The sequence below is a fragment of the Autumnicola psychrophila genome (assembly GCF_031846645.1).
Lineage (GTDB): Bacteria > Bacteroidota > Bacteroidia > Flavobacteriales > Flavobacteriaceae > Autumnicola > Autumnicola psychrophila.
The window spans coordinates 55541-82055 of the sequence record NZ_JAVRHN010000003.1 but is presented as its reverse complement, the minus strand read 5'-3'; the positions used below and the strand labels follow the sequence as shown (position 1 = coordinate 82055).

Sequence of the window (26515 nt, the reverse complement as noted above, 5' to 3'; positions counted from 1 at the left end):
CACTACTTCTCCTCTTTTCTATTTCTTCTGAAACCATAGAAAATTCCACCCAGAATACAAAGACCAAGAATAATGGAACTTGCAAGGGTGATTTGACTTCCGGTATTAATGACTTCAGGTTCAAACCGGAAAGTAACCGTATGATTCCCGGCCGGAATATTCATCGCTCTTAAAACATAATTAGCCTGAACGTGTTCTACTTCTTTTCCATCAACATATGCCTGCCATCCCGGCTGATAATAACTTTCAGAAAAAACCGCAAGCTGATTACTGTCAGAAGAAGTTTCGTAGACAAGTTCATTAGGCTGCTCACTCACCAGTTCAATTTCAGCCTTGGCGTTAAAACCAACATTATCGCCAAGAATATCTTTAAATTCTTCATTTATCACAGCTGTATTCTGCAGATCTACTTCTTTTAAAGTTAAGATTTCTTCATTTGCTGAATCTACCCATTTCACATCTTCCACAAACCAGGCATTGCCGTAATTATTAGGATTCTGTTGCGCCTGCACCCCTTCCTCTGTTGGTACGATAAAATATTTTACGTTCAGCATATTCAGAACTTCCATATTATTTCCCGCAATATAGAAATCGAATAGTTCCTGAATCCGTCCCGGTTTGGCGCCATGATACCCACCAATGGAGTTATGGAAAAAAGATGCCCTGCTACTGCTTAAAGGATTTCCGGTAATATCATAAACCCGATATCGGGAATCATCCTGCAAGATTTGCTGATCTGCCTGTGTAGCTTCAAAGGGACGTTCCATTTTTCTTGCCAGCACAAAATCTTCATTATTCACATAGCGACGATCCACTCCTACAAGATCTACCAGAAATAGGACTGCAAAACCTGCTACAACCAGTTTATCTGAAATTTTTTTCTTCAGATAAAACCAAATCAATGCTGCCGATAAGAGGACGAATATTAAAGACCTTATACTATCTGAAGTAAAAATAGCTATCCGATCTTCTTTTAATGCCCGCACAAAATCAATCCCTAATTGTTCAATTAACATAGAATCTCCCGCGCCACTAAAATCAAAGAACACAGATTTAAATAATAGAAATACTACACTCAATCCTCCGGTAATAACCGTAGCCCATTTTAGAGCATTCAGTTTCGCTTCTTCTTTGTCAAAATTATTAAAAACCTTGTACAGGCCGAAAACTGCCAAAACAGGAACACAGAGTTCTATTATTACCTGAATGGAAGTAACCGCACGGAATTTGTTGTACAGCGGAACATAATTAATAAAAAACTCCGTGAGAAACTCCAAATTTTTACCCCAGGAAAGTAAAAGTGCTAAAGCACTTCCCCCCACGATCCACCATTTTAAACGGCCTCTTATTAAAAAAAGAGCAAAAACAAACAGAAATAAGACACTCGCACCAATATAGGCCGGCGCTCCCACAAATGGCTGATCTCCCCAATAAGTTGGTGCGCCTTCAGCAAAACTTGCTGCCTGTACAGGAGAGGCTCCCAAAGCAATAATAGCTTTATATACTTCAGAATCTTCACCTACGTTCTCAGAATTAGATCCTCCCATAAACCTGGGAATAAAAAGATTAAAAGATTCCGCAATTCCATAACTGTAACTGGTAATATATTCGAAATCCAATCCTGAAGCTGTTTTCTCAGATCCATCGGGGTTAATAGTTAAACCGGTATCTCCACGTGTACTAAAGGCGGTATATTCCTGCGTTGCAAGAAGATTGGTTGCATTTGCTCCTATCGCTAAAATAACGGCCACTACCATTATTCCTAAGGATTTAAAGTAGTGAGGAAGAATTTTCTTTCGGAAAGCATCAATAAAGTAAGCAATCCCGAGACAGACTACCAGCAACAGCAAGTAATAAGTCATCTGGAAATGGTTAGCAGCAATTTCCAGGGCCATTGCCAGTGAAAGTAATATAAAACCGAGTATATACCTGGACCTGAAAATAAGCACGATTCCGCCTAAAACTGCAGGCATATAAGCAATAGCATGTGCCTTGGCATTATGCCCAACGCCCAGAATAATTATTAGATACGTAGAAAACCCGAAAGCCAGCGCCCCTAAAAAAGCAAGTTTATAGTCCAGCTTTAAACATAATAACAGAATGTAAAATCCAAGGAAATATATAAAAAGGTAATCTGCAGGTCGTGGTAAAAAGCGAAGTACCGAATCCAGCTTTTTTATGTAGTTGTGAGGGTAACGGGCTCCTAATTGATAGGTTGGCATCCCACCGAAAGCTGCATCTGTCCAATACGGCTCCTCCCCTGTCTGCTCTCTAAAGTCAGTCTGTTCTCTGGCCATTCCAAGATATTGAACAATATCACTCTGGTAAATTTCTTTCCCCTGGAGAACAGGATTAAAATAAGCTACGGCAATAATTACAAAACCTGCAAGAACAAACAGGTGAGGGAGAAATCGTTTAAACTTAACCATCAATAAGATTTTAGTTTCAAAAGAAATCCTGAAGAACAGCAGCTTCAGAACGTTGGCCGAAATTTGACAATTTTAGCCAGTTATCCATATTCACCGGATTGTTTTAAAAAATGCATCTCCGATGGATGATTCGAAATTAATCAATTTCTTCGTAATCGATATACTCACCAACATCTTTGTTGGATTTCCCGCCCTTCCGGGGCTTTTTTTCGATACTGACTTTCCCTTCCTTTTCTTCTTTTGGTTTTTGATGCTGATTAAACTGATCCTGGAACTTTTTGCCCATCTTCTTCATAAAATACCGTAAAATCAAAGGACCAAGAAATCGAAATAATATTTTCAATCCGAAATAAATAAGAAGTATAATTAATATCGTTCTTAATATACCCGAAAATGATGCGTCGTACATGTCCTGAAATTTTTGCAAAAATAAAAAGATGAGGAGACAATTCCTGTTTTTAAGAACCTAAAAAAATAATAATTTTCTTCTATATTTGAACGAACCAAAACCTGGCAATCATGCTCAAAAGCCTTATCTGTCTTCTCTTTATCTTTGCAACTTATAATGTTCAGGCTCAATATACTGAAACCATCAATTCCAATCGTCCCGGAGAGTCACAGGGAGGTTTTGCTGTAGGAAAAGGAGTGGTACAACTGGAAGCAGGGGCTTACATGGGGAATGACGATCATGCGCTTTTTCGGCAGGAAACAGGCATCCTGGGTGCTATGTATGGCTTAAGATATGGATTTCTCACAGAAAACCTGGAACTAAACCTTTTTGGTTCGTTTCAGGATCAAACAACCACCGTACGTGTAGGTAATAGGGATCAGGAATCACAAATCAGAAACTTCAGGACAAATACAATTGGAGCAAAATACCTGGTTTATGATCCCCATAAAAATGCTGAAGAAGATAAACCCAATCTATACAGCTGGAAGGCAAACAGGCGCTTTAAATGGAAAACCCTCCTTCCTGCTATTTCCGTCTATGGAGGTGCTAATTTTTCTTTTGGCGAAAATCCTTATTTATATCCCGGGGAATCCAAATTTAGTCCCAAAGCAGCGGTTATTACCCAGAACAACTGGGGGAGATGGGTTCTGGTAATGAATTTTATTGCAGATAAATTTACAGAAGAATTTCCAAGCTATGGTGCGATAGCTACCGTCACTCATGCTGTTACTCCAAAGTTTGCAATTTTTGGTGAATATCAGGGGTATATCAGTGATTTATATGCCGATGATATTTTGCGTGGTGGTGCCGCTTATTTATTATTAGATGATCTTCAGATTGACGTCTCCGGTCTAATAAATTTTAAAGATACACCATCCAGGTGGCAGATAGCCGGCGGATTCTCTTACAGGCTTGATTTTCATAGCGATGATGAAGTGCTGGAAGATGCTTTTGACGAACAAAGTAATCAACGAAGACAGCGAAGCAAAAACAGCGGATTTCAATTTGATGATGAGGAGTGAGTGAGAAACAGGAAGCAAGAGACAAGAACCTGGAGACAAGAATCAGGAGACAAGAATCAGGATACTCGCTGGAAATATTCTGCGGAAAGTCTCAGAGATTATTCTTGAATTCGTGTTGGAACTTTAGGACGATAATTGCCATTTTGAATCGCTCACTTTAGACTGAACCAGGGATCAGGAGAAAAGAATCAGGACACTTGCTGGAAACATTCTGCGGAAAGTCTTAGAGATTATTCTTGAATTCGTGGTGAAACTTGAGAACGATAATTGCCATTTTGGATCGTTCACTTTAGACTGAACCAGGGATCAGGAGAAAAGAATCAGGACACTCGCTGAAACGTTCTGCGGAAAGTCTTAGAGATTATTCTTGAATTCGTGGTGAAACTTGAGGACGATAATTGCCATTTTGGATCGTTCACTTTAGGATGAATCAGGGATCAGGGATCAGGAGAAAAGAATCAGGACACTCGCTGAAACATTCTGCGGAAAGTCTCAGAGATTGCTCTTGAATTCATGGTGGTGAAACATAATTTCGAAAATTGCCGTTTTGGATCGATCACTTTAAACTGAACCAGGAATCAGGAGAGAAGAATCAGGACACTCGCTGAAACATTCTGCGGAAAGTCTCAGAGATTGCTCTTGAATTCATGGTGGTGAAACATAATTTCGAAAATTGCCGTTTTGGATCGATCACTTTAAACTGAACCAGGGATCAGGAGAAAAGAATCAGGACACTCGCCGAAACGTTCTGCGGAAAGTCTCCGAGATTATTTTTGAATTCGTGGTGAAACTTGAGGACGATAATTGCCATTTTGAATCGTTCACTTTAGACTGAACCAGGGATCAGGAGAAAAGAATCAGGACACTTGCTGGAAACATTCTGCGGAAAGTCTCAGAGATTATTCTTGAATTCGTGGTGGTGAAACATAATTTCGAAAATTGCCGTTTGAGCGGCCTCTCTTTTTTGTAAAACTCAATAAAACATGAAACCTGAAACTTTTAAAAACTCACAACAGCTCATAAAAAAATTCCTCTTCAGTTACTTACAAAATAAGCTTCTGAAAAGGAATTTATAATCTTTAAAGCTATTAAAACAGCTTCAGTTCTAGAAAAATCCTGATTTTCCGTTAAAGAAGAGCATTACACCAGCCACAATAATAATAATTAGGATAGAGACAGCAACATCTACCCAGTTGTAACTATTCTTATTGTTAGCTTTTTCTTCCGGAGAAATAGTCTGGAAGGTAAGGTTAAAGATTTTCTCTTTTGAAGGTATACTGGTCATTAAACTCACCACTGTGATTAGTACCACACAGAAAAGGAAGAACCAGGCTGCAAAAGTAAGGAAGTTTATATCTCCCAACAAAAACAGGAATCCATCAGGATCTAATGAGTCCTTCATAAGTTCCAGCACAATTCTTAATGCACCTACGATAAAACCTACCATAAGGGTTATAAATGCTCCTTGTGCATTTATACGCTTATAAAAAATTCCGAGTAGGAAAACCGCTGTAATTGGAGGTGCTATATACGACTGAACTTTCTGTAAATATTCATACAATACACCCGAAATATTAGCCATAATTGGAATCCAGATAATACCGATAATAACAATAAATACTGTTGCTATTTGTCCTGTTCTCACAAGTTGTTTCTCAGGAGTATTTGGTCTAAGTTTCTTATAGATATCCACTGTAAATAAAGTGGAACATGAATTAAATACTGACGCCAGAGAGCTCATTAAAGCTGCTAAAAGTCCTGCTGCCACCAACCCACGTAAACCTGAAGGCAGGAGATTACTCATCAATACCGGAAAGGCCTGATCTGGGCTGTCCCAATGTAGTTCACCTCTCATTTTAAGTGTTAAGGCTATAATACCAGGAATAAGGAAAAGGAAGACAGGAAGTAATTTTAGCAATGCGCCAAAAATAGTACCTCTTCTACCCTCTTTAATATTTCTCGCAGTAAGAGCACGCTGTACGATGTACTGGTCTGTACACCAGTACCAGATTCCCACAATAGTACTTGTGATTAACAATGAAGGCCACGGAAATTCAGGATCTGAAGCTGAACGCCACATGTTAAGATATTCCGGAGTAACTGTTTCCGTCATACTCGCCCATCCACCAACTTCATCTAAACCTATAAAAGTAAGCGCTGCAGCACCAACTACAAGCATCACGGCCTGCAATGTTTCTGTATAAACTACGGCTCGCATTCCTCCCAGTACGGTATATAATCCAGTTAAGATTACTGTAGAAAGTGCACCGGTCCAGAAATCGATACCAAGTAAAGCGGAAACCACTACCCCACCGGCATATATCGTTACCGAAATCTTGGTAAGTACATAAGCGATAATAGAGAATACAGAAAGTACCCAACGTGAACGCGCATCAAAACGTTTTTCAAGGAATTCCGGCATTGTAAATACTCCGCTCCTGGCATAAAAAGGAAGAAACACCCAACCAAGGATAAGTACTACCCATGCCTGAATTTCATAAATAAGCATTGGAAGCTTATTCCCGGCACCGGCACCTGCCAGACCTACAACATGTTCTGAACCTATATTGGAAGCAAAAATTGAAGCCCCAACTACAAACCACCCTACATTTCTTCCGGCAAGAAAATAATCTGCAGTGTTTTCCTGCTTTTTACGTATAACCCAAATTGCAATACCTGCAAGTACTAGAAAATATAGACCTACGGCGATCCAGTCAAAAGTATCTAAAGTCTGCATAAATTTATTTTACTGAAAATTTAAAGCTGGTATTGGATACATAGGTTTCTCCCGGTTCAAGAACTACAGAAGGAAAACTTTCCTGATTTGGAGAATCCGGATAGTGTTGAGTTTCAAAACAGAATCCCGTTCTTTTCTCATAATTACCACCTCCCTGTGCGGGCAACGTTCCATCCAGGAAATTTCCTGTATAAAATTGCATTCCAGGTTCATCTGTGTAAACCTCCATAAATCTTCCACTTTCAGGCTCATAAGCAGAAGCTGCGAATCTCATTCCGCTATCCTGATTGTTCAAAACCCAGTTATGATCATATCCACCACCTCTCTGGATTTGCTCATTATCGGCATTAATACCTTCAGCAACTTCTTTAGTCTCCAGAAAGTCAAATGGAGTATCTTCGACATCCATCAAATCTCCTGTCGGAATCAGGTTTTCATCTACCGGCACAAATTTATCAGCATTAATCTTAATGATATGGTCAAGAATTGTCTCACTAAAATCTCCTGATAAGTTAAAATATGCGTGCTGGGTAAGATTGATTACTGTCTTCTTATCTGTAGTAGCTTCATAATTTACATCAAAGGAATTATCGTTGAACAAGGTATAAGTGACGGTGACATCCAGTTTACCAGGATAACCTTCTTCCATATCTTCACTGGTGTAGGTAAGTACCAGGGAAGATGAGTTTTCTCCTTCTTCAGGAGTGGCATTCCAAATCACCTTATCAAATCCTTTCTCTCCTCCATGCAGGTGATTTTCGCCATTATTCTGGGCAAGCTCATATTCCTCCCCGTCAAGAGAAAATCTTCCTTGGGCAATCCTATTTCCATAGCGCCCAATAAGAGCCCCAAAATAGGGATTGTCTTTTGTATATTGTTCAATGGAATCAAAACCTAAAACCACGTCCTCATAATTGCCTATTTTATCTGGAGCCTTAAGACTGGTAATCCTACCACCATAAGTAATAACCTTAACTTCCATTCCCCCGGCGTTTGTAAGCGTGAACATTTCTACCAATTCTCCTTCAGGAGTAGTTCCAAAATCAGATTTTTTTATCAAAACTTTCTGGTTTTCGGCAGTGTCTTCTGCCTGATTGTTTTCATCTTTTTTTTCATTTTTACATTGCACAAATATTAGTGCGAATCCCATAAGGGCAAAAGCAAAAAGACCTTTTCTAATGTTTTTCATTGTAGTAGTTGGTGTTAAAAATTACAAGCCATGCTGAAACAGATGATAATAAGCTTCATTGGCATTAATTTTATCTTTAAAATCTCTAACCGCAGTTTTATCATCTATTACAAGTAGCTCAATACCTGCAATATCAGCAAAATCTTCCAGATATTCTGTAGTTAATGCTTGAGTATAAACTGTATGGTGAGCACCTCCCGCCAGGATCCAGGCAGTGGCGGCAACGTCGAGATCTGGTTTTGCATCCCAAAGCACACGGGCTACTGGTAATTTTGGCAATTTTTGTGGTTTAACTGCTTCAACTTCGTTTACAATTAATCTAAATCTGTTGCCCATATCAACTAAAGAAGCATTTAAAGCGGGGCCTTCTGGAGAATCAAATACGAGTCTCACAGGATCTTCCTTACCTCCAATTTCTAAAGGATGAATCTCACAAGTTGGTTTTCCATCTGCAATTGAAGGGCAAATTTCCAACATATGCGAACCTAGAACATAAGATTTTTCTGGTGTAAAATGATAAGTGTAATCTTCCATAAAAGAAGTTCCAGGTTCCAAACCTACAGCCATCACTTTCATAGCACGTAATAAAGCAGCAGTTTTCCAGTCACCTTCACCTCCAAAACCATATCCATCTGCCATTAGACGTTGCACTGCAATACCAGGTAATTGTTTTAGCTTTCCAAGATTTTCAAAAGTATCAGTAAATGCTTTAAATCCCCCTTTTTCCAGGAAAGATCTTAATCCCAATTCAATTTTAGCCGCATCCACCAAAGAGCTTCTTTGGTCTCCTCCTTTTTTTAAGGCTTCTGTAAGGGTGTAGGATGATTCGTATTCTTCTAATAGTTGGTTCACATCTTCTTCGGAAACTTTTTCTATATGCTCCACTACTTCTGAAGAATCATAACCGTTAACAGACATTCCAAATCGGATTTGTGCTTCCACTTTATCCCCTTCGGTTACCGCTACTTCACGCATATTATCCCCAATCCTGGCAACTTTAAGGTTTTGCAATTCGTCCCAGCCAAGAACTACCCTTGTCCAGATTCCCAATTTCTTCTGAACACGATCTGATTTCCAATGACCAACAATAACTTTACGCTTTTTGCGCATCCTGCTCATAATAAATCCAAATTCCCTGTCTCCATGAGCGGACTGGTTTAAATTCATAAAATCCATGTCGATCTCATTCCAGGGAATTTCAGCATTAAACTGTGTATGAAGATGACAGATTGGCTTTTTAAGAATGTTTAATCCATTAATCCACATCCTTGCAGGTGAAAATGTATGCATCCAGGTAATTATTCCTACACAATTCTTTTCGGTATTCGCCTGAAGGCATAAATCCGTAATTTCTGAAGGAGTCTTAACAGTGTCTTTATGAACTATCTTCAACGGGATCTGGGAAGAACCGTTGAAACATTCAACAATTTCTTTGGAATTTTCTCTGACCTGGTTCAAAGTTTTTTCACCATATAGTTGCTGACTGCCTGTGACGAACCAGATTTCTTTATGATCAATATTTGTCATTTTTTGATATATTATAAGGTTAGTTTGTTATTTCTGACCGTAATAGGCATCTTTACCATGTTTACGTTCATAGTGTTTTTTGATTAGCGAATCTTTTAATCGTGGCGCTTCAGGATTTATCTGAAGGGTTAAATATGCCATTCTAGCTACTTCTTCAAGAACTTTGCTGTTATAAACAGCCTTTGCAGCATCCTTCCCCCATGTAAAGGGACCGTGATTGCCTAGAAGCACCATTTGCACTTCCTTGTAAGAAAGGTTTTTATTCCTGAAGCAATCCAGGATTTGTATTCCCGTATTATATTCATAATTTCCAGCGATTAGGTCATCTCGCATAGGAGGTGCGCAGGGAATATCTGCAGTAAGATGGTCTGCATGCGTAGTTCCAAAAATTGGGATGTCTTTTTGGGACTGTGCCCAGGCTACAGAATAAGTAGCATGGGTATGAGCAACACCACCAATTTCTTCCCAGTTCTTATACAAATAGGCGTGGGTTTTGGTATCTGAAGAAGGACGCATTTCTCCCTCAATAACATTGTTATCAAAATCCATAATAACAATATCTTCAGGTTTTAAATCTGCGTATGGAACACCACTTGGTTTAATAGCAAAAACTGCTTCTTTCCTATCTACAGCGCTCACGTTACCAAACGTATAAATTACAAGGTCCAGCGCATTAAGCTGCATATTTGCCTCGTAACATTCTCTTTTTAATTCTTTAAATGTGAAACTCATACCTAATCGTTAAGAGATTTTCTACCTGTTTTATTATCTACAAAAGAACTTAAATCTTTATATGCTTTCATTAAGTCTTCATATTTAGAAATCTTGGCATCTTCAGGGTTATATTCTGCTTCAAAATCACTTCCTAAAGTTTTACTTGCCTCGATCACATCTGGAAAAATTCCCGCAGCTACAGAAGCATAAATTGCTGCCCCCAAAGCCGGTGCTTCATCAGATTTTGCGACCTTTATTGGCTTTTTAAGCACGTTTGCCAAAGTCTGCATTATAAACGGTGATTTTCTCGCGACCCCGCCAATTCCAATCACACTGTTGATTTTGACCCCTTCCTGCTCAAATCTATCTACTATTTCTTTGGAACCAAAACAAATGGCGTTAACAAGTGCTTTAAAAATATGCGGAGCCCTTGTTCCAAGCGATAGGTTAGAAATGGCACTTTTCAGCTCCTGGTTGGCATCTGGGGTCCTTCGGCCATTAATCCAGTCTAAAGCTATTGGAATACTTTCTTCTAAAGGTATTTCTTCAGCTTGTTCTGAAAGTTTTTTAATGAAATCCTTCTCAATTTCAGATTTTAAATTTTCTTTTTGTTCCGAAGAAAGTACTTCAGAATTTAAAACAAGATTATCTACCGGCCATGAAAGAACGTCCTTAAACCAGGCCAGCAAATCACCAAAAGCCGATTGCCCCGCTTCCAAACCAATAAAACCCGGAATAACAGATCCATCTACCTGTCCGCAGATACCGCGTACCGTTTTATCTGCAATAACTTCTTTGGAAGAGACGATAATATCGCAAGTGGAAGTTCCCATTACCCGTACAAGAGTATGTTCGTCTATTTTTGCGCCTACTGCACCAGAGTGTGCATCAAATGTTCCTACGGCAACCACACATTCTGTAGTTAAACCTAGTTTATCTGCCCATTCTTTGCTTAGATTGCCTGCAACCTCGTCTGAAGTATAAGTTTCGGTATATAATCTCCCGCGCAACTCTCCCAGGTAAGGATCCAGCCGGTTAAGAAAATCTTCGGAAGGAAGTCCGCCCCAGCTTTCGTGCCACATCGCTTTATGTCCTGCAGCACATCTACTTCTTTTAAAACTTTCTAGATCCTGATTTTCGATAATATGGTAGGTCATTAAGTCGCAATGTTCCATCCAGGTGTATGCTGAATTTTTCACATTATCGTCCTCCCGGATGATATGCGCTATCTTCGCCCAAAACCATTCTGAAGAATAAATCCCTCCTTCATACTTAGTGAAGTTTTCACCTCCCCAGCTTTCGGCAAGTTCATTAATTTCATTTGCTTCTTCAATGGCCGTATGATCCTTCCATAAAACCATCATGGCATTCGGATTTTCTTTGAATTCTTCCTGCAAAGCCAAAGGAGTTCCATCTTCAGAAACCGGAACCGGTGAGGATCCCGTGGTGTCTATACAGATTCCTTTAATATCTGTTCCGCTTACTTTACTCTTTGCAACTACACCTTTTATTGTCTCCTCCAAACCTTCTATATGATCTAAAGGATGTTGTCGAAAACGATTGGCAGACGCATCACAAAATAGTCTTTTCTTCCATCTTGGATACTCGTAAACAGATGATGCCAGCTCCTTCCCGCTCTCTGTGTCGAGTAAAACCGCTCTTACCGAATCTGTTCCGTAATCCAATCCTATTACATATGCACTCATGGTATTTTATATTTAAAGAACTATAGAAATTATTAAACAGCAGGATCTCTAAGCTTATAAGGAAGAGATATGTGACTCTCGAAAGACTCTCATTTAAAGATTTTAACTGATAATTTCTTATATAACCTTATTCAGATTTCAGGACTATTACAGAAAAAGGAGGTATTGTAAGCTCTAATTTCCCTCTTTTTATTTTAAAATCTTTAAATTCTCCAGGGGTAATATTTTCCGTATTCTCGAATGTATTATGATCCTGTAATTTATCTGAAGTTAAGATAGTCGCAGTCATACCTTCTACATCCAGTTCTCCAAGATCTAACTCCACCTCGTTTTCCTTTTTTGAATCAATATTAACTAGTGAAATAGCAACCTTCCCATCTTTTTTTGATGCGGAAACAGAAACAGCAGGTAATGATTCTCCGTTATAAGTATAATCCGGAGATTCAAAATTTACCGGAAGCAATTGAGCATCATGATGTACAGTGTACATTTTCATCACGTGATAAGTTGGTGTTAAGATCATTTGTTCACCCTGCGTCAATGCAACTGCCTGGAGCACATTCACCGCCTGGGCAAGATTTGCCATATATACTCTTTCACTATGATTATTGAAGATGTTTAACGTGGCACCGGCAATCATTGCGTCTCTCATAGTATTTTGCTGAAAGAGAAAACCGGGATTAGTTCCTTCTTCAACTTCATACCATCCACCCCACTCATCTACAATAAGACCTACTTTATTCTCAGGATCATACTTATCCATAATAGCAGTGTGCTTGGTTATGTACTCCTCCATTTTTAAAGCTTCGGTCATGGTAGCGAAATAGTGATCTTCAGTAAATTCTGAAGCAGGACCTTTATTACTCCAGTCAATTACCGAATAGGAATGTAATGCAACCCCTTCCATTAATTCAGCCGGAATTTCTTTCATCAGCACTTCCATCCAGTGATAATCATTCCCGCTAGGTCCCGAAGCAATCCTGTACATTTCTGTATCCTTATCCCAGGAAGTTAAAAAAGTTGCATATTGCTTATAAAGATCTGCATAAAATTCAGCGTCCATATTACCTCCACATCCCCAAGGTTCATTTCCTACTCCCCAGAATTTTACATCCCAGGATTCTTCTTTTCCATTTTCTTTTCTAAGCTTAGCCATTGGGCTACCCTCATCGTGATTAACATATTGAACCCAGTTGGAGAATTCCTGAACAGTTCCACTCCCAACATTTCCGGCTAAATATGGTTCTGCCCCAAGTACTTCACAAAGGTTCAGAAAGTTATGGGTACCAAAGCTGTTATCTTCAGTAACATCTCCCCACCATTGGTTTACAATAGTTGGGCGATCTTCCTGGGGGCCAATTCCATCTCTCCAGTGGTAAGTATCTGCAAAACAACCTCCCGGCCATCTCAGGTTGGGAATTTGTAAATCTTTAAGAGCTTGAATAAGATCATCCCGTACCCCGTCTGTATTTGGAATAGGACTATCTTCTCCCACATAAAGGCCATCATATATAGAGCGACCTAAATGTTCAGAAAAATGGCCGTAGATGTGTTTACTGATAACAGGAGCATCTTTAGGATTTTTAATACTAATGGCCGTTTGAGCGTGTAGTGCGCTAATGAAAAAGAACGCTAATAAAAAAGAGTAAACGACAAAATTATTTTTTCTCATATTCCGGATTTTATAGTTAGTTTACCTGATTCAGCTTTACAGTAAATTAATAAGTGTGAATTTTACATTTCCAAATGTAATTAAACTTCTTTTAAAATAACAAATTATAATTTACATTCTTTTAACTTTTGCGTATTCAATTATCGCATTCGCCATTCGGTTAGAAATTTTTTATTAATTTCTATCCTCGTTTTTACTTTAAATTATAAATGGCAATCTTTGTCTTTTTCCAGTTAACATCTTTAAATATGATCCACAGGTACAACTCTGAAGACAAAGCATTACTCGCAGTAGATTGTATAATATTCGGTTTTGATAAAGAAGAATTAAAAATTCTTCTTATTAAAAGGGATTTTGAACCACAAAAAGGAAGATGGTCGCTTATGGGCGGTTTCTTAAAAAGAAGCGAAGATCTCGACCAGGCAGCAAGTAGGATTTTACATGAATTAACTGGGATCAATAATGTTTATATGGAACAGCTGTACAATTTCAGCAAGATAGATCGTGATCCCGTAGAAAGAACAGTTTCTGTCGCATACTACGCCCTGATTAACATCGAAGAGCATAATGAAGAGCTAACACAGCAATATTCTGCCAAATGGTTTAACATTTCTGAAGCTCCACAACTTATTTTTGACCACGACAGGATGGTCAGAAAGGCAATTAGCAGATTACGATATCGTACTTCCACAATGCCCATTGGTTTTGAACTTCTTCCGCAAAAATTTACAATGCGCCAGCTTCAAAAAATGTATGAAGCAATTTTAGGCGAGAAACTGGACAAAAGGAATTTTATTAATAAGATTAATGCTCTGGACATACTTCATAAAACAGATGAGAAGAACATGGAATCTTCTAAAAAAGGATCTTTTTTATATATGTTCGACGAGGACAAATACAAACGAAAAGCTGCCGATGGTTTTTCTTTTAAACTCTAAACTAATTCTTAGAAGTTTAGAAAAAAAATAACCCGCTTTCCAGCGGGTCATTTGATCACGAATTTAAATTTGAATTAGCCCAATTTCATTACTTTTCTAAAAGTATTATTTTTCGTTTCGACTTCAATTTCATACTCTCCGGCGGATACTTTAGAGAAATCCAGCGTCTTGGCAACAAAAGTATCTTTAGATACCATTGTTAACATCAACTCTCCGGAAGCATCATAGATACGCACTTCAGTATGGCTTCCCTCAGGGTTAGGTAAGGAAAATTTTACTTTCCTGTCATCTACTCTAAAAAGCGGCTTAAAAACAATACCTGAAGCCTTTGCTTCAATAAACAATCCCTCTTTAGATTTGGTAATCTTCTTTGTATAGATGTGAAAATCATCTTCAAAATGAAGATAATAGATCCCCTCAGGTACATCTTCAAAACTTAAATCTCTATTGTAGGACTTTCCATCCATTAATCCATCCTTAAAAAGAATAGCTCCATGAATGTCTTTTAGCGTAAGGGTAGCTCCTTTAACAGAATTCCCCACCTCCACTACAATAGACTCCTCACTTACTTTTACAGCCAATCCTTCAGCTGCAGAAACCTGTAAACTCATACAAAGTAAAAAAGTCACGACTGATAATCTAATTACATTTTTCATAATTCATAATTTTAAAGGTTAATAATCCTCATTCATTGATAATAACATAATCAAATGTACAGCCATTTATCCTATCGTAATTGTCTTAAATATGCAAAAATATGTTCTATTTTATCGTTAATAATTATTTAATATTTAATATATGTTTAAATACTATATTTTATTGCTAATTTAGCAAAGACCATCACTGTAAAACAGAATTACATTAAATTCATGAAAAAACCCTTTTATGTCAAAATTATTCAAACCTACGTACGAGAAAATAGAGCCTGCCTTTGGTAGCTCCATTTCTTATAGAACCTATAATAAGGACCATCAAAATAAAAACAATAGTTTTTGGCATTATCATCCCGAAATTGAATTGGTCTACGTTAACGGAGGAACCGGCAAGAGACAAATTGGAAGCCATATCTCTTATTACAGAAATGGAGATCTTATTCTTATTGGTCCTCACCTTCCCCACTGCGGATTCACCGATAGTCTTACAGAACACGAAGCAGAAACTGTTATTCAGATAAAACAGGATTTCCTGGGGGAAGTGTTTTTTAATATTCCCGAAATGAAAGGGATAAAAGCTCTTTTAGAACGTTCTCAGAAGGGTATAGTTTTTCACGGAGAAAATAAGAGGGGGATCGGAAAAAAAATTGAATCTCTCAAAGATCTAAATGCTTTCGACCGACTTATGGGGTTATTAGAAATATTCAAATTATTGGAGCAAGCAGAAAACTATACGATCCTTAATGCGCATGGCTTCATTTTAGAAACAGAACTACAGGATAATAACAGGATAAATATTGTTTTTAATTTTGTGAAGCAGGAATATAAGCGCTCTATAAGTCTTAACGAAATTGCAGAAAAGGTAAGTATGACAGTTCCTGGCTTCTGTAGATATTTTAAGAAAATTACCGGGAAGACCTTTACACAGTTTGTAAATGAATACCGCCTGGCACATGCGGCAAAACTTTTACATGAGAAGCAAATAAGCATTACTGATATATGTTTCGAATGTGGATTCAATAACTTCAGTCATTTTAATAAGCAGTTTAAAAAGTTTACGGGGAAATCTCCATCTGCATATAGAAACGAACTAAAATATACTGTTTCATAGAAAAGGAAAATCTTTAAAAAAGAAAACCTGTTTCAGATGAAACAGGTTTTCTATAATATTCATTAAAACAATACTTACTCACTTCCGTGCATAAAGCGTTGTTTTTCGAGTAGTTCTTCTTCAGATTCTACATGATCTTCATCAGGAACACAACAATCTACGGGACAAACTGCAGCACATTGTGGCTCCTCGTGGAAACCTTTACACTCTGTACATTTATCTGGAACTATGTAATAGATTTCATCACTTACCGGTTCTTGTGATTCTTCGGCATTTGCACCTTTGCCGTTAGGTAGCACCACATTACCCTCTAAATCTGTACCGTCAGCATATCTCCAGTCATCAGCTCCTTCATAAATTGCAGTGTTTGGGCATTCCGGTTCACACGCACCACAATTTATACACTCGTCGGTTATAACAATCGCCATAGCTTATTATATTTGTAAATTTAAATCTTACATTCATTAAGATCCCTGCAGGTTTAAGAAAAATCAATAGTTTTTCCCATGCGGAAATTTTAATTTCGCTGCAAATTTAACGTCAAAAGCATTCATAACCAAATTAGGCAATGACATTCCACGATAGAAAATCAAATTTTATAGAACTCGGAAGATTTCTTGAACAATTCACACTTACTACTGAAGAAACTTCAGAAAAGTCAGCTGAAAATGAAGAATTATATAATGAATTGAATAATAAAATTGATAATGCGGTTCACCATAACGGATGGTTTACCCGTGAGAATATAATTTCCTCAATTAACGAGTGGAGCAAAGCACTTAAGGAAGAAAATCTGGCCACCTGGCTTCACATGTACGACCTGGAACAGAAAAGGGAGCAAAAAACCGTAGCCGTGATTATGGCGGGAAATATTCCACTTGTTGGCTTTCACGATTTTTTGTGTGTCCTTATGTCGGGACACAAAGTGCTGGTAAAACAATCCAGTAACGACAAGCTGTTACTGCCGATAATTGCCAAATTTTTGATACAGCTAAATTCCGAATTCGAAAATCTTATTCGTTTCACAGAAGATCAGTTAAAAGACTTTGATGCTGTGATTGCCACGGGAAGCAATAATACCGCCCGTTATTTTGAGTATTATTTTAAAAATAAAGCGAGCATCATTAGAAAAAACAGGAATTCTGTAGCTGTTCTTACCGGTAATGAAAGTGAGCAGCAGCTAAAAAATTTAAGCCAGGATATCTTTAGATATTTTGGTTTAGGGTGCCGCAATGTTTCAAAATTATATGTACCGGAAGATTATAATTTTGAGCAATTTTATCCTGCAATGTTCGATTGGAAAGATATAATGAACCATGCAAAATATGCCAACAATTACGATTACAACAAAGCAGTATATTTAATGAGCGAATTTAAAATTCTGGACAACGGATTTTTAATTCTGAAGGAAGACGAAAGCTTCGGCTCTCCTATCGCCACTCTTTTTTACGAGCGTTATTCTTCAAAAGAAGATTTAAAATTAAAGCTCGAGGAGAATAAGGAAAAGTTGCAGTGCGTGGTTGCTGAAGGTTTTATGGAAAATGAGATCAAATTTGGCAAAACCCAACATCCCAAACTTTGGGATTATGCAGACGACGTAGATACCATGGAATTTTTATTGAAGTTGTAAGCCTATAATTACAATTTCAATAACTACTGGCACTTCAATTTTTCTCATCTTTGTTAAATAAAATCAACCATTTCACTCATGAAAAAACATAATTTTAGCGCAGGTCCATGCGTGCTGCCACAGGAAGTTTTTCAGGAAGCTTCACAGGCTATATTAGATTTTAATAATACAGGTTTATCTATTTTGGAAATTTCCCACCGCAGTGGGGCTTTTGTAAGTGTTATGGAAGAAGCCAGGCACCTGGCGCTGGAATTACTGGGATTAGAAAATCAAGGTTATAATGCAATCTTCCTTCAAGGAGGTGCCAGCATGCAGTTTTTAATGACCGCCTATAATTTACTTCAGGATAAAGCAGCTTACCTTAACACTGGCACCTGGTCCAGCAAAGCAATTAAGGAAGCAAGATTATTTGGAGAAGCAGTAGAAGTCGCTTCTTCTAAGGATAAAAACTTCAATTATATCCCGAAGGATTATAAGATTCCGCAGGATATAAATTATTTCCATTGCACAAGTAACAATACCATTTTTGGAACTCAGATGAAGGATTTTCCTTCTGTAGATGTTCCGTTGGTATGCGATATGAGTAGTGACATTTTTTCCCGCGAACTGAATTTTTCTAAGTTCGACCTTATTTATGCCGGGGCACAGAAAAACATGGGTCCGGCAGGCGCTACTCTTGTAATTGTAAAAGAAGATATCCTCGGAAAAGTAAAAAGGGAAATTCCTTCAATGATGGATTACCGGGTGCATATCGAGAAGGACAGTATGTTTAACACTCCGCCGGTCTACGCCATTTATGTCTCCCTGCTTACCCTTAGGTGGATTAAAGATAAAGGTGGAATCAAGGCTATGGAAGAACTGAACAACAAAAAAGCAGCTCTTCTTTATAATGAAATCGACCGAAATCCTCTTTTTAAAGGTTTCGCTGCTACTGAAGATCGCTCTACAATGAACCCTACCTTCAACTTAACCGATGAAAGTAAAAAAGAAAAGTTCGACAGCATGTGGAAGGACGCAAATATTAACGGTTTAAGCGGTCACCGAAGTGTTGGAGGGTATCGTGCATCCATGTACAACGCCCTTTCTTTAGAAAGTGTTCAGGTTTTGGTGGATGTGATGCAGAAGCTGGAAAAGGAAGCGTAAATTTTCTTCCGTAGTAAAACGAATAGGACGAATCTTGCCGTTTTTAATTACCTGAAGAAATTCAGCAGGTCGATAATTGGCATTTTTGGACCCTCACCATTTTTAAAAGAAAAAGATGAAAGTATTAGCAAACGACGGAATATCACAGAATGGCATTAACAAATTTGAAAAAGAAGGATTTGAAGTCATTGTAACCAAAGTAGCGCAGGGACAGCTTATAAGTTACCTTAATGAGCATCAAATTGACGTGATTTTAGTCGGCAGCGGCACACAAATAGGAAAAGAACTTATAGATGCATGCCCAAATATTAAAATTATTGGCCGTAACGGAGTTAGTTTGGACAATATTGATGTAAAATATGCCGAAAATAAAGGGCTTAAAGTGATTAATACTCCTGAAGCTTCTTCCAACGCCGTGGCAGAGCTTGTTTTTGCCCATTTGTTCAGCGGAATACGTTTTTTACACGATGCTAACAGAAATATGCCTCTGGAAGGGGATTCCCGCTTTAGAGATTTAAAAAAATCCTATGCCCCGGGACGGGAATTGCGTGATAAAACCTTAGGAATTATCGGTTTTGGAAGAATTGGCCGGGAAGTGGCAAAAATCGCCCTTGGACTGGGAATGAAGGTTATCGCCAGCGATATTAAAGTTAGAGAAACAAAAATCACCCTCGAATTCTATAATCATCAAAGTATAACAATTCCTATTAGAACAGAGCCTATCCATCAGCTTGTAAAACATTCAGATTTTATTACGCTTCATGTTCCTGCACAAAAAACACCAATTATCGGCAAGCAGGAAATAAATGCAATGAAAGATGGCGCAGGTATTATTAATGCTTCTCGTGGAGGTGTTATAGACGAAGAAGCCCTTCTGGAAGCACTGGAAAGCGGAAAACTTGCCTTTGCAGGGCTTGATACTTTTCAAAATGAACCTTCTCCGGCAATCAAGTTGCTTATGAACGAAAAAGTTTCACTTAGTCCGCATACCGGTGGTTCAACAATAGAAGCACAGGATAGGATTGGAGTAGAATTAGCAGAAAAAGTTATTGCCGCCCTCAAATAATTCATAAACCTTCTTAAGCTAATTCTATAAGTTATTGTTCATTGTTTATTGTTAAATGTGATTGTAGGATTTTTTTAACGCTCTCCCTATTTTGAAAGCTGTAAATTGAATTTTATTAAAAATTAAAAGTTATGGCATCAATATTAGATATTCTTAATACGCAACCGGGAGAAAACTTAATTAAAAAAGCGCATAAAGAGACCAATGAAAGTAAGGACGATATCACTTCAGCTTTAGTGATGGGAATGCCGTTAATCCTTGGTGCGCTAAAAAATAATTCAGAAAAAGAAAAAGGCGCTCAAGCTCTCGATAAAGCCCTGACTAACGAAAAACACAATGGTGACCTTCTGGAAAACCTTCAGAACTCAGAAACGGGAAAGATAACAGGAGAGGGAGAAAAAATCATTGGCCATGTATTGGGAGGACAAAAAGATATTATTGAGGAAACTTTGTCGAAAACCCTGGGAATGAGCAAAAACTCCATTAGCACCATACTAAAATTGGCAGCTCCGGTAATTATGAGCCTGCTTGGAAGCCAGAAGAGAAAAGATGGTGTGAAAGCCAATAGCCTTTCCGGTTTAATAGAATCACTAATGGGAGCAAGCTCAGCTCACGACTCTTCTCTTATAAATAGCCTGATTGACAAAAACAACGATGGAAATATTATTGATGATGTTACCGGTATGGTGCTTGGCGGTGGCAAAAAAGGAAAAGAAGGTGGAAGTATTCTTGGTGGGTTCACCGGCGGAAAATAATTAAGGAATAATTCTTGGACAGAAATTTTAAAATACAGTGATGAAGAACATAATTTACGTGCTCCTTCTGGGCCTTTTTATTTATAGCTGTGGGTCTTCAAAAAGGAGTATGCGACTTGCAAACGCTAAAAATGACACCGTTAGAATTGCTAACGACAGCCTTGAATATGAAATAATTATTATTGAACCCGGTTTTAATCTTTTCATTAACTCCATTGCACAACCAGAAGGCTACTATTCACAAAACTACCTGGAGAATAAAAACCGCCAACTGGTTATAGAATACAACAATCGCGTTATGCAGCCACAGCGCTTCGATCCCAATTTGTATGTCAATGAAATAAATTATGAACCCCGTATAGATTATGGTTACGAGGTAAACTATCTGCTTTACAACTATTTTGTCTATTTTAGTCGACAATATAATCAGCGGTTTTCAGTTTCTACACGTATTTAACTCACAGAAGTAGGTAAGTTTTTTTTCATTTAATATATTTGCAGCATGGAGAAACTAAAAAAGCATTGGGGCATAGATTCCAACTGGCAAATTCTTGTGATCCTGGTCGTATTTGCTGTTACGGGTTCCTCTTCTGCAAAACTTGCAGGACCTTTAGTAGAATTTCTTGGATTACACCAGCAAACTTCTCACTGGCTACTTTACTGGTCTCTTAGGATTTTACTTATTTTTCCTGTTTACCAGGTACTTCTCGTTTCTTTTGGCTGGTTATTTGGTCAGTTTCAATTTTTCTGGGCGTTTGAGAAAAAAATGCTTGCGAGATTAGGAATGGCTAAACTTCTTCGATTATAATTTGAAATCTTTTCAGAACATATTTCTGGTCCTTTCTGCTGTGCTGATTTTATTGCCATCAGCAATAAGCTTTGCACATATTTTTAGTAGTCACGGGCATCAACTATGTGATAATTATTCTGAAAGCCATTATCATGCAAAACCTGTGGATTGTGATCTTTATAAGTTTCATAAAACTCCGGGACTTCAGCTAGAATTTCTGACTTTAGAACCCGTAGAAATAAAGGTTCAGCAAAATGTCATCTTCAATTATTATCAATTTTTAAGTGATTATCAAAAGCTCCCTTTTGAACAGAGAGGGCCGCCACAGCACGTATAACTTCCAATTTTAAACCCAAAAAAATTTTTGGGTAGAATGTTATACTAATCATTTAAAATATTACATGAAAAGCAAAATTTTATTTGTGCTGCTTCTGGCAGTCACACCGTTTATATATGCCCAAAATCAATTTTCAGGAACCGTCACCGATGCCGAATCAGGAGAGCCGGTTATTAGTGCGACTGTTTATTTCCCTCAGTTAGAAAAAGGAACACTTACAGATTTTAATGGCAATTTCAGTTTTAGCAATATACCTGAAGGAACTTACAAGCTTGTAATTTCTTCAGTGGGTTACAGCTCATTTTCAAGGGAAATTAAACTTCCTTCCGAAGAAATAAGCATTACAATTCAACCTTCTGCCATAGAAATGGAAGAGGTCATCGTCTCTACACCTTTCCACCAGCTCCAAAGTGAGAACGTGATGAAAGTAGATCGCGAAAGCGTTTCAACATTGAACCGGAAAGGAGCTATTACGCTAGCCGATGGTATTTCCCAAATGCCCGGTGTAGAAAGTATCACCACCGGAATTGGGATTGGCAAACCTGTAATAAGAGGGCTCAGTTCTAACCGCGTTCTCGTTTACACCCAGGGCGTACGGCTGGAAAACCAACAATATGGGGATGAACACGGCCTTGGGATTAGCTCTAAAGGAATAGGAAGTGTAGAGGTGATAAAAGGCCCTGCTTCCCTTCTCTACGGAAGCGATGCAATTGGCGGTGTGCTCTATCTCAATCCGGAAAGGTATGCGCAGGCAAATACCACTACTGCTGAAGTTGATGGAAGTTATTTTAGCAATACCTTAGGTTATCAGGCAAGTGCAATGGCCCAAACATCTGGTGATAAATTGAAGTTTATTGCCCGCGGAAGTTATGCTGCACATAGTGATTATGAAACCGGAGACGGCACCAGAGTCACAAATACCAGATTTAATGAAACGGACTTTAAGGGAGGTTTTGGCTATCAGGATGCCCGGTATAAAGCAGATTTACGATATAATTTCAACCGATCCAATATTGGAATCCCTGAAGAGATCGGTATTCAGAATACTGAAAAAGAACCGCTTCTCCCCTACCAGGAAATAGATAATCATATTGTAAGCCTGGACAATCGCCTGTATTTGCCAAATTCGAGCCTCGACCTTAAAATTGGATATCAGTTTAATAACAGGAAGGAATTTGAAGAAGAGCATGCTCATGAAGAGGAAGAAGAACATGAAGGTGAAGAAGAACACGATGAACATGAGGAGCATGAGGAGCACGAAGAAGGTCATCCTGCTTTAGAAATGCATTTGGAATCCCTAAACTATAATTTGAAGTATAACCTGCCGAAAACAGGGAATTTTGAGACTATACTTGGTGTGCAGGGCATGCACCAGACAAATTCCAACTTTGGTGAAGAAATTTTAATTCCTGATGCAGAAATGGTAGACTTCGGAGTTTTTGGTACAGCACATTTTCATCTCGAAAGCTGGGATTTTCAGGGTGGTCTGCGGTATGACAACCGAACGATTAACAGCGAAAACTATGGGCATGAAGGAGAAGAATCTTTTATTACAGCTGTGGATCGCTCTTTTAATAGTATAAATGGTGCAATTGGAGCTAAATACCAATACCAGAGCAAATTTATTGTAAGATTAAACCTCGCCAGTGGATTCCGGGCTCCTAATTTAGCCGAACTGACTTCCAATGGGTCACATCATGGCGCAAACAGGTACGAAATTGGAAATGCGAATCTTAATAATGAGCAGAATTTCCAGGTAGACCTTTCGCTGGAATGGAGAAATGAACATTTTGAAGCTTTTGCAAATGCTTTCCACAATTCGGTAAACGATTATATCTTTATAAATCCTTCCGGAGAATTCATTGAAGATGATCTGGTTTATAATTATACGCAAGGGGATGCTACATTGTATGGCGGGGAACTAGGCTTCCACATTCATCCACACCCACTAGACTGGCTGCACCTGGAAAGCAGTTTTGAAACCGTGACAGGAAAATTGGAAAATGATGAATACCTTCCTCTTATTCCGGCCAATTCCCTTACAAATACTTTTAGAGTAGAATTCGACAGTGATCAGCAATTATCCAACAAGTACGCTTTTATAAGGCTGAAGAACGTGTTTGATCAAAACAACGTGAGTACTTTTGAAACAAGAACCGGAGGTTACGGACTTTTAGGAGCAGGATTAGGAGGAGAACTTGAATTAGGAGCTTCTTCTGTAGAAATCAACATCAGCGGGAATAATCTTTTTAATAAAGATTACATTTCCCACCTCTCCAGGTTAAAGCCCGATGGAATTTCGAATATCGGAAGAAACATCCTGGTATCTCTTCTCTGGAACATTTAAAAAAAGAAGCTGTCCTAATTCTGTTTTTATACATGAATTTAGGACAGCCTTTATTTTGATTAATCAAGAGGTATTAATCTGGTAAAATGTAACGCAACAGGTCTTTTAAAATGACCACAAGTCTGTTCTTCACTCAGTAACCTCCCTGTATGTAGACAATTACATTGCTTTAACCGAGGCTTCTGCTATAATGCCGTCTTGGGCAGAAGTCACCCCGCTGATGCCAATTGAACCTATGATCCTATCTCCTCTCATAATAGGTAAACCTCCCTCTACAGCCATTACATTCGGCAAACCGAGTAGGGCGGAATTTCCATCATTAATCATATCCTGAAAAACTTTGGTTGATCGTTTAAAGTAAACTGCGGTTTTCGCTTTTTCGAGGGCCACATCTATACTTCCCAACTGCGTTCCGTCCATTCTCCTTAAAGAAATAAGATTTCCTCCATCATCAAGGATCACAATTACTACATTCCAGTTATCCTGCTGTGCACGTTCTTGGGCAGCATCTGAAATTCTCTGAGCATCTGCTAAGGTGATGGATCCGCTTTGACAAAAGGCCTCTCCGGAAAAAAGAATAAAAAGAAAAGAGGCCAAAAGAGTAAGATTGGTTTTCATAATGCTATTTATTAACAGATAATTTATCAAAAATAGCAAAATTATCTTAAAATTAAACCAGCTATTAAATTTAAAACCCAAACGATCAATCAAATAGCTCTTTTCTTCTAATCCTTAGGTTGAACCCAAATTATTATCCTTAGTAGCTTTCGACCTCAATTACCCTTGGTTGTTCAGCTTTGCTCCAAACATGCGTGTACAGGTACATTAAGGTGAACGTAGGGATTACATCTGTTATTGGTAAAATCTCCTCAATAAATACGATAATAGAAGCCAGTTTTCCTTTCTTTCCAGGATACATTTTTCTCATTTTCTTTGCAGCATAAGGTGCCCATAATAAATCAAGAAAAGGACCTATAAACGGGATTGCAACGGTAGCCATACCTATTGCATCCTAAATAATTCCCTTAATAAATAATTTATTCTTTAAAATTTTCATTGATACTTTTTCTATGAATAAATCAAAAAAAGTGCCAGGTCCAAACTCATTTGAGATCTGAGCTAATGAGCTTCAGGAATTCATTCCTGGTTTCTATTTTTTCAAATTGACCTCTAAAGCCGGAAGTAGTTGTAGAACTATTCTGCTTTTGCACTCCTCGCATCATCATACACATGTGCTGTGCTTCAATAACCACCGCCACTCCTTTAGGTTTTAAAGTTTCGTTTAAACATTCCAGAATATCATGAGTTAAACGCTCCTGTACCTGTAATCTTCTGGCAAAAACATCAACAACCCGTGGCAGCTTACTTAGTCCAACGATTTGCCCATCAGGTATATAAGCAATGTGAGCTTTACCGAAGAATGGAAGCATATGGTGCTCGCACAAAGAATAAAGTTCTATATCCTTAACCACCACCATCTCGTTGTAGCCTTCTTTAAACATGGCTTCTTCCAGAATTGTTTTAGCATCCATTTCGTAGCCCTGCGTTAAAAACTGCATTGCTTTTGCAGCACGTTCAGGTGTTTTTACTATCCCTTCCCTTTCGGGATCTTCTCCCAACTCCTGAATAATGCTTCTGAAATTACCCTTTAGATTATCTGTGACTTCCAGGTTGTACTCTTCGAAAAGTTTGTACGCCATGAGTTTTTATTTCTTTAGTTTTTCTGAAAAATGTTCTTTCAGTTTAGTGACTTTAGGATCAATAATATATTGGCAATAAGGCTGCTGCCTGTGCTGATTATAGTAATCCTGATGTTCCTTTTCTGCAACGTAAAAGGGTGAAGCTTCAGTAACTTCAGTCACAATAGGATCATCAAAAACGGCTTCTTTTTCAAGGTTTGCAATTACTTTCTCTGCAGTCTCTTTTTGTGCTTCAGAATTATAGAAAATTGCGCTTCGGTATTGTGTTCCCACATCATTTTGTTGCCTGTTAAGGGTTGTAGGGTTATGGGTTGCGAAAAATACCAGTAATAGTTCTTCAAAAGAAATTACTTTAGGATTAAACGTGATTTCTATAGCCTCTGCGTGGCCGGTTCTTCCAGTAATAATTTCGCGGTATGCAGGATTTTTAATTTTGCCCCCGGTGAATCCTGAAACTACTTTTTCGACTCCGTCGAGTCTCTGGAAAACCGCTTCTGTACACCAAAAACATCCACCCGCAATTATAGCTTTTTCTAACTCTTCTCTTTCCATTTAAAATAAATTTTTTGTTTAGCTAATTTAGCTTTATAATAAACAA

The 26515-nt window shown here is 38.2% G+C and carries 25 protein-coding genes; 11 read left to right on the top strand and 14 right to left on the bottom strand.

The window, feature by feature from the left end; translation table 11 throughout:
* Positions 1 to 2: 2 nt before the first annotated feature.
* Positions 3 to 2429 (bottom strand): YfhO family protein, encoded by a 2427-nt coding sequence (locus tag RM541_RS04580; protein ID WP_311499043.1) that lies wholly within the window; start codon positions 2427 to 2429, stop codon positions 3 to 5.
* 136 nt (positions 2430 to 2565) lie between these two features.
* Positions 2566 to 2838: a DUF4834 family protein gene (locus tag RM541_RS04575; RefSeq protein ID WP_311499042.1), complete on the bottom strand. Its 273-nt coding sequence runs from the start codon at positions 2836 to 2838 to the stop codon at positions 2566 to 2568.
* Positions 2839 to 2948: 110 nt separating this feature from the next.
* Between RM541_RS04575 and RM541_RS04570 the strand changes: the two genes are divergently transcribed.
* Positions 2949 to 3902, top strand: coding sequence for a transporter (locus RM541_RS04570; RefSeq protein ID WP_311499041.1), 954 nt, complete (start codon positions 2949 to 2951; stop codon positions 3900 to 3902).
* A 1105-nt stretch (positions 3903 to 5007) separates the two neighbouring features.
* Here RM541_RS04570 and RM541_RS04565 read toward each other — a convergent pair.
* From RM541_RS04565 to RM541_RS04540, 6 genes are all read right to left on the bottom strand, one after another.
* A complete protein-coding gene (locus RM541_RS04565; RefSeq protein ID WP_311499040.1) occupies positions 5008 to 6639 on the bottom strand; it encodes a sodium:solute symporter in 1632 nt (543 codons plus the stop codon).
* Positions 6640 to 6643: 4 nt separating this feature from the next.
* Positions 6644 to 7828, bottom strand: coding sequence for an aldose epimerase family protein (locus tag RM541_RS04560; protein ID WP_311499039.1), 1185 nt, complete (start codon positions 7826 to 7828; stop codon positions 6644 to 6646).
* Between the two features lie 21 nt (positions 7829 to 7849).
* Entirely contained in the window at positions 7850 to 9355 is a 1506-nt protein-coding gene (araA, locus tag RM541_RS04555; RefSeq protein WP_311499038.1) for an L-arabinose isomerase, read from the bottom strand.
* A 27-nt stretch (positions 9356 to 9382) separates the two neighbouring features.
* On the bottom strand, positions 9383 to 10087 hold the full coding sequence (locus RM541_RS04550; RefSeq protein ID WP_311499037.1) for an L-ribulose-5-phosphate 4-epimerase: 705 nt from the start codon (positions 10085 to 10087) through the stop codon (positions 9383 to 9385).
* Between the two features lie 2 nt (positions 10088 to 10089).
* Positions 10090 to 11775, bottom strand: a complete 1686-nt coding sequence (locus RM541_RS04545) for a ribulokinase (protein WP_311499036.1) — start codon at positions 11773 to 11775, stop codon at positions 10090 to 10092.
* 127 nt (positions 11776 to 11902) lie between these two features.
* On the bottom strand, positions 11903 to 13447 hold the full coding sequence (locus RM541_RS04540; RefSeq protein WP_311499035.1) for an alpha-N-arabinofuranosidase: 1545 nt from the start codon (positions 13445 to 13447) through the stop codon (positions 11903 to 11905).
* A gap of 248 nt (positions 13448 to 13695) precedes the next feature.
* Here RM541_RS04540 and RM541_RS04535 point away from each other — a divergent pair, with 248 nt between their 5' ends.
* The gene (locus tag RM541_RS04535) at positions 13696 to 14385 is read left to right on the top strand and encodes an NUDIX hydrolase (protein ID WP_311499284.1); all 690 of its coding nucleotides are present in this window, start codon (positions 13696 to 13698) and stop codon (positions 14383 to 14385) included.
* Between the two features lie 74 nt (positions 14386 to 14459).
* On the opposite strand, the gene RM541_RS04530 is transcribed toward RM541_RS04535, so the two are convergent.
* The gene (locus tag RM541_RS04530; RefSeq protein WP_311499034.1) at positions 14460 to 15041 is read right to left on the bottom strand and encodes a T9SS type A sorting domain-containing protein; all 582 of its coding nucleotides are present in this window, start codon (positions 15039 to 15041) and stop codon (positions 14460 to 14462) included.
* Between the two features lie 229 nt (positions 15042 to 15270).
* Between RM541_RS04530 and RM541_RS04525 the strand changes: the two genes are divergently transcribed.
* Positions 15271 to 16149 carry an AraC family transcriptional regulator gene (locus RM541_RS04525; protein WP_311499033.1) on the top strand — a complete coding sequence of 293 codons (879 nt, stop codon included), beginning with the start codon at positions 15271 to 15273 and terminating at the stop codon, positions 16147 to 16149.
* A 74-nt stretch (positions 16150 to 16223) separates the two neighbouring features.
* Here the strand turns inward: RM541_RS04525 and RM541_RS04520 are convergent, their stop codons facing one another.
* Entirely contained in the window at positions 16224 to 16577 is a 354-nt protein-coding gene (locus RM541_RS04520) for a 4Fe-4S dicluster domain-containing protein (RefSeq protein ID WP_311495789.1), read from the bottom strand.
* A 140-nt stretch (positions 16578 to 16717) separates the two neighbouring features.
* Here RM541_RS04520 and RM541_RS04515 point away from each other — a divergent pair, with 140 nt between their 5' ends.
* The 8 genes from RM541_RS04515 to RM541_RS04480 all read left to right on the top strand — a co-directional run bounded on the left by RM541_RS04515 (position 16718) and on the right by RM541_RS04480 (position 24217).
* The gene (locus RM541_RS04515; protein ID WP_311499032.1) at positions 16718 to 17779 is read left to right on the top strand and encodes an acyl-CoA reductase; all 1062 of its coding nucleotides are present in this window, start codon (positions 16718 to 16720) and stop codon (positions 17777 to 17779) included.
* A gap of 78 nt (positions 17780 to 17857) precedes the next feature.
* Entirely contained in the window at positions 17858 to 18922 is a 1065-nt protein-coding gene (serC, locus tag RM541_RS04510; protein ID WP_311499031.1) for a 3-phosphoserine/phosphohydroxythreonine transaminase, read from the top strand.
* 115 nt (positions 18923 to 19037) lie between these two features.
* Positions 19038 to 19988 carry a D-2-hydroxyacid dehydrogenase gene (locus RM541_RS04505; protein WP_311499030.1) on the top strand — a complete coding sequence of 317 codons (951 nt, stop codon included), beginning with the start codon at positions 19038 to 19040 and terminating at the stop codon, positions 19986 to 19988.
* A gap of 131 nt (positions 19989 to 20119) precedes the next feature.
* Positions 20120 to 20743 carry a DUF937 domain-containing protein gene (locus RM541_RS04500; protein WP_311499029.1) on the top strand — a complete coding sequence of 208 codons (624 nt, stop codon included), beginning with the start codon at positions 20120 to 20122 and terminating at the stop codon, positions 20741 to 20743.
* Between the two features lie 40 nt (positions 20744 to 20783).
* The gene (locus tag RM541_RS04495; RefSeq protein ID WP_311499028.1) at positions 20784 to 21200 is read left to right on the top strand and encodes a DUF6146 family protein; all 417 of its coding nucleotides are present in this window, start codon (positions 20784 to 20786) and stop codon (positions 21198 to 21200) included.
* A gap of 45 nt (positions 21201 to 21245) precedes the next feature.
* A complete protein-coding gene (locus tag RM541_RS04490; protein WP_311499027.1) occupies positions 21246 to 21551 on the top strand; it encodes a DUF6787 family protein in 306 nt (101 codons plus the stop codon).
* A 1-nt stretch (position 21552) separates the two neighbouring features.
* A complete protein-coding gene (locus RM541_RS04485) occupies positions 21553 to 21870 on the top strand; it encodes a hypothetical protein (RefSeq protein ID WP_311499026.1) in 318 nt (105 codons plus the stop codon).
* Between the two features lie 64 nt (positions 21871 to 21934).
* Positions 21935 to 24217: a TonB-dependent receptor gene (locus tag RM541_RS04480; protein WP_311499025.1), complete on the top strand. Its 2283-nt coding sequence runs from the start codon at positions 21935 to 21937 to the stop codon at positions 24215 to 24217.
* Between the two features lie 159 nt (positions 24218 to 24376).
* Here the strand turns inward: RM541_RS04480 and RM541_RS04475 are convergent, their stop codons facing one another.
* The 4 genes from RM541_RS04475 to msrA all read right to left on the bottom strand — a co-directional run bounded on the left by RM541_RS04475 (position 24377) and on the right by msrA (position 26469).
* Positions 24377 to 24835 (bottom strand): GlcG/HbpS family heme-binding protein, encoded by a 459-nt coding sequence (locus RM541_RS04475; RefSeq protein WP_311499024.1) that lies wholly within the window; start codon positions 24833 to 24835, stop codon positions 24377 to 24379.
* Positions 24836 to 24974: 139 nt separating this feature from the next.
* Positions 24975 to 25217 carry a hypothetical protein gene (locus tag RM541_RS04470; RefSeq protein WP_311499023.1) on the bottom strand — a complete coding sequence of 81 codons (243 nt, stop codon included), beginning with the start codon at positions 25215 to 25217 and terminating at the stop codon, positions 24975 to 24977.
* 103 nt (positions 25218 to 25320) lie between these two features.
* Positions 25321 to 25917 (bottom strand): GTP cyclohydrolase I FolE, encoded by a 597-nt coding sequence (gene folE, locus RM541_RS04465; RefSeq protein WP_311499022.1) that lies wholly within the window; start codon positions 25915 to 25917, stop codon positions 25321 to 25323.
* 6 nt (positions 25918 to 25923) lie between these two features.
* Positions 25924 to 26469: a peptide-methionine (S)-S-oxide reductase MsrA gene (msrA, locus tag RM541_RS04460; protein ID WP_311499021.1), complete on the bottom strand. Its 546-nt coding sequence runs from the start codon at positions 26467 to 26469 to the stop codon at positions 25924 to 25926.
* Positions 26470 to 26515 lie beyond the last annotated feature (46 nt).

Excerpts from the sequence above, each read along its gene's own strand:
- RM541_RS04475 (WP_311499024.1), bottom strand. The coding sequence starts at position 24,835 with ATGAAAACCAATCTTACTCTTTTGGCCTCTTTTCTTTTTATTCTTTTT.
- RM541_RS04550 (WP_311499037.1), bottom strand. The coding sequence starts at position 10,087 with ATGAGTTTCACATTTAAAGAATTAAAAAGAGAATGTTACGAGGCAAAT.
- RM541_RS04520 (WP_311495789.1), bottom strand. The coding sequence starts at position 16,577 with ATGGCGATTGTTATAACCGACGAGTGTATAAATTGTGGTGCGTGTGAA.
- folE (WP_311499022.1), bottom strand. The coding sequence starts at position 25,917 with ATGGCGTACAAACTTTTCGAAGAGTACAACCTGGAAGTCACAGATAAT.
- RM541_RS04500 (WP_311499029.1), top strand. The coding sequence starts at position 20,120 with ATGGCATCAATATTAGATATTCTTAATACGCAACCGGGAGAAAACTTA.
- RM541_RS04490 (WP_311499027.1), top strand. The coding sequence starts at position 21,246 with ATGGAGAAACTAAAAAAGCATTGGGGCATAGATTCCAACTGGCAAATT.
- RM541_RS04570 (WP_311499041.1), top strand. The coding sequence starts at position 2,949 with ATGCTCAAAAGCCTTATCTGTCTTCTCTTTATCTTTGCAACTTATAAT.
- RM541_RS04480 (WP_311499025.1), top strand. The coding sequence starts at position 21,935 with ATGAAAAGCAAAATTTTATTTGTGCTGCTTCTGGCAGTCACACCGTTT.
- RM541_RS04515 (WP_311499032.1), top strand. The coding sequence starts at position 16,718 with ATGACATTCCACGATAGAAAATCAAATTTTATAGAACTCGGAAGATTT.
- RM541_RS04565 (WP_311499040.1), bottom strand. The coding sequence starts at position 6,639 with ATGCAGACTTTAGATACTTTTGACTGGATCGCCGTAGGTCTATATTTT.
- RM541_RS04530 (WP_311499034.1), bottom strand. The coding sequence starts at position 15,041 with ATGAAAAATGTAATTAGATTATCAGTCGTGACTTTTTTACTTTGTATG.
- RM541_RS04560 (WP_311499039.1), bottom strand. The coding sequence starts at position 7,828 with ATGAAAAACATTAGAAAAGGTCTTTTTGCTTTTGCCCTTATGGGATTC.
- msrA (WP_311499021.1), bottom strand. The coding sequence starts at position 26,469 with ATGGAAAGAGAAGAGTTAGAAAAAGCTATAATTGCGGGTGGATGTTTT.
- RM541_RS04535 (WP_311499284.1), top strand. The coding sequence starts at position 13,696 with ATGATCCACAGGTACAACTCTGAAGACAAAGCATTACTCGCAGTAGAT.
- RM541_RS04495 (WP_311499028.1), top strand. The coding sequence starts at position 20,784 with ATGAAGAACATAATTTACGTGCTCCTTCTGGGCCTTTTTATTTATAGC.
- araA (WP_311499038.1), bottom strand. The coding sequence starts at position 9,355 with ATGACAAATATTGATCATAAAGAAATCTGGTTCGTCACAGGCAGTCAG.
- serC (WP_311499031.1), top strand. The coding sequence starts at position 17,858 with ATGAAAAAACATAATTTTAGCGCAGGTCCATGCGTGCTGCCACAGGAA.
- RM541_RS04470 (WP_311499023.1), bottom strand. The coding sequence starts at position 25,217 with ATGGCTACCGTTGCAATCCCGTTTATAGGTCCTTTTCTTGATTTATTA.
- RM541_RS04545 (WP_311499036.1), bottom strand. The coding sequence starts at position 11,775 with ATGAGTGCATATGTAATAGGATTGGATTACGGAACAGATTCGGTAAGA.
- RM541_RS04580 (WP_311499043.1), bottom strand. The coding sequence starts at position 2,429 with ATGGTTAAGTTTAAACGATTTCTCCCTCACCTGTTTGTTCTTGCAGGT.
- RM541_RS04540 (WP_311499035.1), bottom strand. The coding sequence starts at position 13,447 with ATGAGAAAAAATAATTTTGTCGTTTACTCTTTTTTATTAGCGTTCTTT.
- RM541_RS04575 (WP_311499042.1), bottom strand. The coding sequence starts at position 2,838 with ATGTACGACGCATCATTTTCGGGTATATTAAGAACGATATTAATTATA.
- RM541_RS04505 (WP_311499030.1), top strand. The coding sequence starts at position 19,038 with ATGAAAGTATTAGCAAACGACGGAATATCACAGAATGGCATTAACAAA.
- RM541_RS04525 (WP_311499033.1), top strand. The coding sequence starts at position 15,271 with ATGTCAAAATTATTCAAACCTACGTACGAGAAAATAGAGCCTGCCTTT.